Origin of the sequence: Agrobacterium tumefaciens (genome assembly GCA_025559845.1) — a bacterium.
Classification (GTDB): domain Bacteria; phylum Pseudomonadota; class Alphaproteobacteria; order Rhizobiales; family Rhizobiaceae; genus Agrobacterium.
On sequence record CP048470.1, the window covers coordinates 1,788,242 to 1,792,688 of the forward strand.

General features: G+C 56.9%; 5 protein-coding genes. All 5 read left to right on the forward strand.

Annotated elements, in window-relative coordinates; genetic code table 11:
• Positions 1 to 46 precede the first annotated feature (46 nt).
• Genes FY156_24680 through FY156_24700 form a run of 5 tightly spaced genes read left to right on the forward strand, consistent with a single transcriptional unit; the run spans position 47 to position 4,429 of the window.
• Positions 47 to 916, forward strand: coding sequence for a sugar ABC transporter permease (locus tag FY156_24680; protein UXS04652.1), 870 nt, complete (start codon positions 47 to 49; stop codon positions 914 to 916).
• On the forward strand, positions 906 to 1,715 hold the full coding sequence (locus FY156_24685) for a carbohydrate ABC transporter permease (protein UXS04653.1): 810 nt from the start codon (positions 906 to 908) through the stop codon (positions 1,713 to 1,715). Before FY156_24680 ends, FY156_24685 begins: the two co-directional genes overlap by 11 nt.
• A 17-nt stretch (positions 1,716 to 1,732) precedes the next feature.
• Positions 1,733 to 2,482 carry a glycerophosphodiester phosphodiesterase gene (locus tag FY156_24690; GenBank protein UXS04654.1) on the forward strand — a complete coding sequence of 250 codons (750 nt, stop codon included), beginning with the start codon at positions 1,733 to 1,735 and terminating at the stop codon, positions 2,480 to 2,482.
• The gene (locus tag FY156_24695) at positions 2,479 to 3,534 is read left to right on the forward strand and encodes an ABC transporter ATP-binding protein (protein UXS04655.1); all 1,056 of its coding nucleotides are present in this window, start codon (positions 2,479 to 2,481) and stop codon (positions 3,532 to 3,534) included. Before FY156_24690 ends, FY156_24695 begins: the two co-directional genes overlap by 4 nt.
• A gap of 13 nt (positions 3,535 to 3,547) precedes the next feature.
• Positions 3,548 to 4,429 (forward strand): MurR/RpiR family transcriptional regulator, encoded by an 882-nt coding sequence (locus FY156_24700; GenBank protein UXS04656.1) that lies wholly within the window; start codon positions 3,548 to 3,550, stop codon positions 4,427 to 4,429.
• Positions 4,430 to 4,447 lie beyond the last annotated feature (18 nt).

Here is a 4,447-nt window from a genome sequence, read left to right on the forward strand (position 1 = left end):
TACCGGCGGGCGGGTTGATCCCCGTGCCGCCGGTACGATTATGGTCATGCTTCGCAAACTCACTCCCTACTTGTTTGTGGCACCGTTGATGATTTCCATCGCGGTTTTCACCTATATCCCGATCCTGACGAGCCTCAATCTCAGTGTTCGCGAGTGGAACTTCCTGTCGCCGGATATGCCTTTTGTCGGTCTGCGCAACTATGAGCAATTGCTGTCCTCACGTGAGGTCTGGAATTCGCTCTGGGTCACGACGGTCTTTGCTGTCTTGTCCGTGCCGCTGCGGCTTGGCCTGGCGCTGCTCATTGCCGGCTATCTTGTCAGGGAAACTGTGCATTCGCGTCTTCTGCGAGGCGCGCTCTTCCTGCCGTCCGTCACATCGACAGTATCGATTGCTGTGGTGTTTTCCTGGGTCTTCTCCACCGATTACGGCATGGTGAATGCTATTCTCGGCACACTTGGTCTCGGCAAGGTGCAATGGCTGCAAGACCCCTATCTGGCGCTCTGGGTGCTGATCTTCGTCAACACCTGGAAACAGCTCGGCTATGACATCGTGATCTATATTGCCGGATTGCAGGCTATCCCGCGGGAGCTGTACGATGCCGCTGCTGTAGATGGCGGTCGCCGCATGCACGTTTTCCGGCGTGTGACACTGCCACTCGTCATGCCAACAACCTACTTTCTGCTCGTCATTTCGGTCATTGAAGCATTTCAGGTTTTCACCATCGTCAATGTGATGACGCGCGGTGGTCCGGCAGGTGCAACGGATATGTTGGTCAACCGGCTCTACGAGATCGGTTTCGTCCTTTTCGATATCGGACGCGGCTCAGCGCTGGCAGTTCTGTTGTTCATCCTGCTCGTCGCGCTTGCCATTCTCAAATCTCGTATCATCGGCAGGAAGGTACATTATGAAGCCTGAAAACCCGCTTCTAGTCGGTCTCGCGCTGGCTGCGGGTATCCTGTTCCTGTCGCCGGTCCTTTACTCCATCTGGATTTCGTTCCAGACGGCGGATGCCTATTATGCCGGTGATATCGGCTTTACACTGGATAATTACGCCCGGGCGGTCGGGCAGTACAATTTCGCGCGCTATCTGCTGAACAGCCTCATCGTCTCTGGTCTCGTCACGCTGCTCGGCATCACCTTTGCGACGATGGCCGCATATGCCTTTGCACGCTACACGTTCCGGGGTGGCAATCTCCTGTTCGGCGCAACAGTCGCAACGCTGATGATCCCGAGCCACATCAGTCTCATCCCGAACTATCTGTCGTTGGCGAAGGTTGGATTGCTAGATACTTATGCTGGTCTCATTCTGCCCGCCATTTCCAATGGTTTCGCGGCCTTCTTTCTGCGCCAGTACATTCGCGGAATTCCGAAGGCACTGGATGAAGCCGCCTATATGGATGGCGCAAAACCGCTGAAAGTGCTGTGGCGTATCATCGTGCCATTGTCGCGGCCCGCCATAGCGTCCATGGCGCTTTATATCTTCATGACCGAGTGGAACAGCTACATCTGGCCGCTGGTGGCCGTCGGCAATCAGGATCTCTACACGCTGCAGGTTGGTTTGGCGCGTCTCTATCGTATCAATCCCGGCGAAGGGTTGGTTGACTGGCCGCTTGTGATGGCCGCATCGACGATCACCATTCTGCCTGTTCTTCTCGGCTTTCTTCTGGTGGAGCGACATCTCGTGCGCGGCATCACCATGGGCGCTGTCAAATGAATCAAGGACATTTAAACATGACACGTATCGCATCCCATCGTGGTGGCACGCTTGAGTTTGGCGACAGTACGCCACACGGTTTTACGGCCACCTCGAAAATGGCTCTCGAGGAGGTCGAGTTCGACGTCCACCCGACAAAGGATGGCGCAATCGTCGTTCACCATGACGCCACTCTTGACGCCACGACAGATATGAGTGGCGTGATTGCGGAAATGGAACTTGCCGACATCAAGGCCGCAACCATCCGCTACGGCGCCAACAGTCATCCCATGACGCTGGAAGAACTTTGTGCGCTTTACCTCCATAGCCATGTTTCTTTTCGCTGTGAGATCAAGCCCGGCGCCGATGGCACTCCCTATGGCGAATTCGTGCCGCGCGTCGTGTCGGTTCTGCAGGAGCATGGCATGTTGGAGCGCACTGTTTTTTCGTCATTCCTCGTTCGTTCCATGGATGAGATTGCGGCCGCCACAGGTCGCCCGAGGCTATGGCTGGTCAGCCCGTCAGTTCTTCGGCAGCTTGGCCCGGAAACGGTGATCGAGGTGGCCAAAGCGCACAATATTCCCGAGATTGGCGTTCACATCGATACGGCCGATGCCGAACTGAAAGCGCTGTTTGCCTCCGCTGGCATTGAATTCGGTTGCTGGGCGGCACATACGCGGCAGCAGATTGGCCGCGCCCTGGACCTCGGCGTCAAAGTCTTCACTACGGACCGTCCAACATTGGCGATTGCGATCCGCGAAAGCCGTTGCGGGGGGATCGCCGCATGAGCGGAATTTCTCTGAAGAACATCCGTAAATCCTATCCGAACGGACCACAGGTGTTGCATGGCGTGTCGTTCGATATAGAGCCGGGTGAATTTGTGGTGATTGTTGGCCCGTCCGGGTGTGGCAAGTCCACGCTGTTGCGGCTGATTGCCGGACTTGATCGCTGCGAAGAGGGCAGGATTGAAATCGATGGGCGCCTGGCCAATGATCTCGCTCCACAGGATCGCGATATCGCCATGATTTTCCAGAACTACGCGCTCTACCCCCATATGACGGTTCGGGAAAATATTGCCTTCGGGCTTGAGTTGCGTGGCATGAAAAAGGCCGAGCGCAACGAGCAGGCAGAGAGCGTAGCGAAAATGCTGCAACTCACGACTTACCTCGACCGCAAACCGGCGGCTTTGTCCGGTGGTCAACGCCAGCGCGTCGCCATGGGCCGGGCCATGGCACGCAACGCCTCGATTTTCCTGATGGACGAGCCGCTTTCCAATCTCGACAATGCGTTGCGAATTACGATGCGCACGGAAATCAAGGAACTGCATCGGCAACTCGGTGCAACGATGATTTATGTTACCCATGACCAGACAGAAGCGATGTCGCTGGCGGACCGCGTCGCCGTCATGAAGGACGGATATCTCCAGCAGTTCGATCGCCCGGAGGTCATCTACGACAAGCCCTGCAATCGGTTCGTTGCAAGTTTTCTCGGCATGCCGCCGATCAATTTCCTCGATACGAATGCGCTCCCGGGTTGGCAGGGACCCAAAGGTTTGACGGCGGGCCTTCGTCCCGATGTGCTGACCGTTCACAGTGACAATCCGGGTGGTACGGCTTTGCCTGCACTGCTGGCAATGTCTGAAATGACGGGGTCGGAGATGCTGTTGCACTGCGAGACGCCGGCCGGCCGCGTGACTGTAGCAGTGCATCGACGTGATCTTCCAGCCAGCACCGATAGCTTCTGGATATCGTGCGATCTTGACCGCACACTGTTTTTCGATAACGAGAGCGGAAACCGTGTGGACATTGTCCATGATGGGCGAGCGATCGCCGCGCACTGAGATTGAGGACGATATGGACAGGCAAGATGCGCCGCTCGCGTTAAGCGATCTGATCAGCCGCAATTCGGCGCGGCTGACAGATGCGGATACACGTCTTCTGGATGTCCTGATCCAGGATCCAATCCGCGCGGCTATGGAAAACGGTAAGGACGTCTCGTTTCGCGCCGGGGTGCACCCGGCATCTGCTGTCAGGCTCGCAAGGCGGTTGGGCTTCAAGGGCTATCCCGAATTTCGGACCTTTTTGCAGTCCAGTCTGACGGAAGGTGGCAATGATTTTGAAAGTCCTGCCGCGCGTATGGCTGCACGACTTGTCAAAGCGGAAGACAACGGTCTTCTGGCCTCCGTGCTTGACAGCGAAATCGCTGCGCTCCAGCAGGCAAAGAACAGCGTTTCCGACGCCGACATCAGGGCTTTTTCAGAAAGCTTGCGCGACAGCAGGAAGATATTCATCTTCGGACGCGGCCATTTTTCTGCACTGTCTGCGCTGATTGCCCTGCGCCTCAACCGCTCTGGCTACGAGGCGGTGGATATTGCCAGCCAGATGCACCAGCTTCCCGAAGCGCTGTCGACGCTTGCGCCTGGTGATGTTGTCTGGCTCCTTTCCTTCCGCAAGGCGCCGCCATTGCTCCAGGAGGTCCGAGACATTGCAGCAAGTCGCGGCGTAAAGACCCTGGCTGTTACTGACGTGGGTGGCACGCGCATTGACCCGGCGCCCGATCATCAGATCCTTGTTTCGCGAGGCGAGCCTGGTGAGTCGCAGTCGCTCGTTGTTCCCATGACGATCGCCAACGCCGTAATTCTTGATCTCGCTGCCATCGACAATGGCCGATCCATCAAGGCGCTCTCAGAATTTCGCTCCTTCCGGGCATCCTCGCGTCTTTCGACCCGCGTCTAGAGACGCGGATCGGAGCCA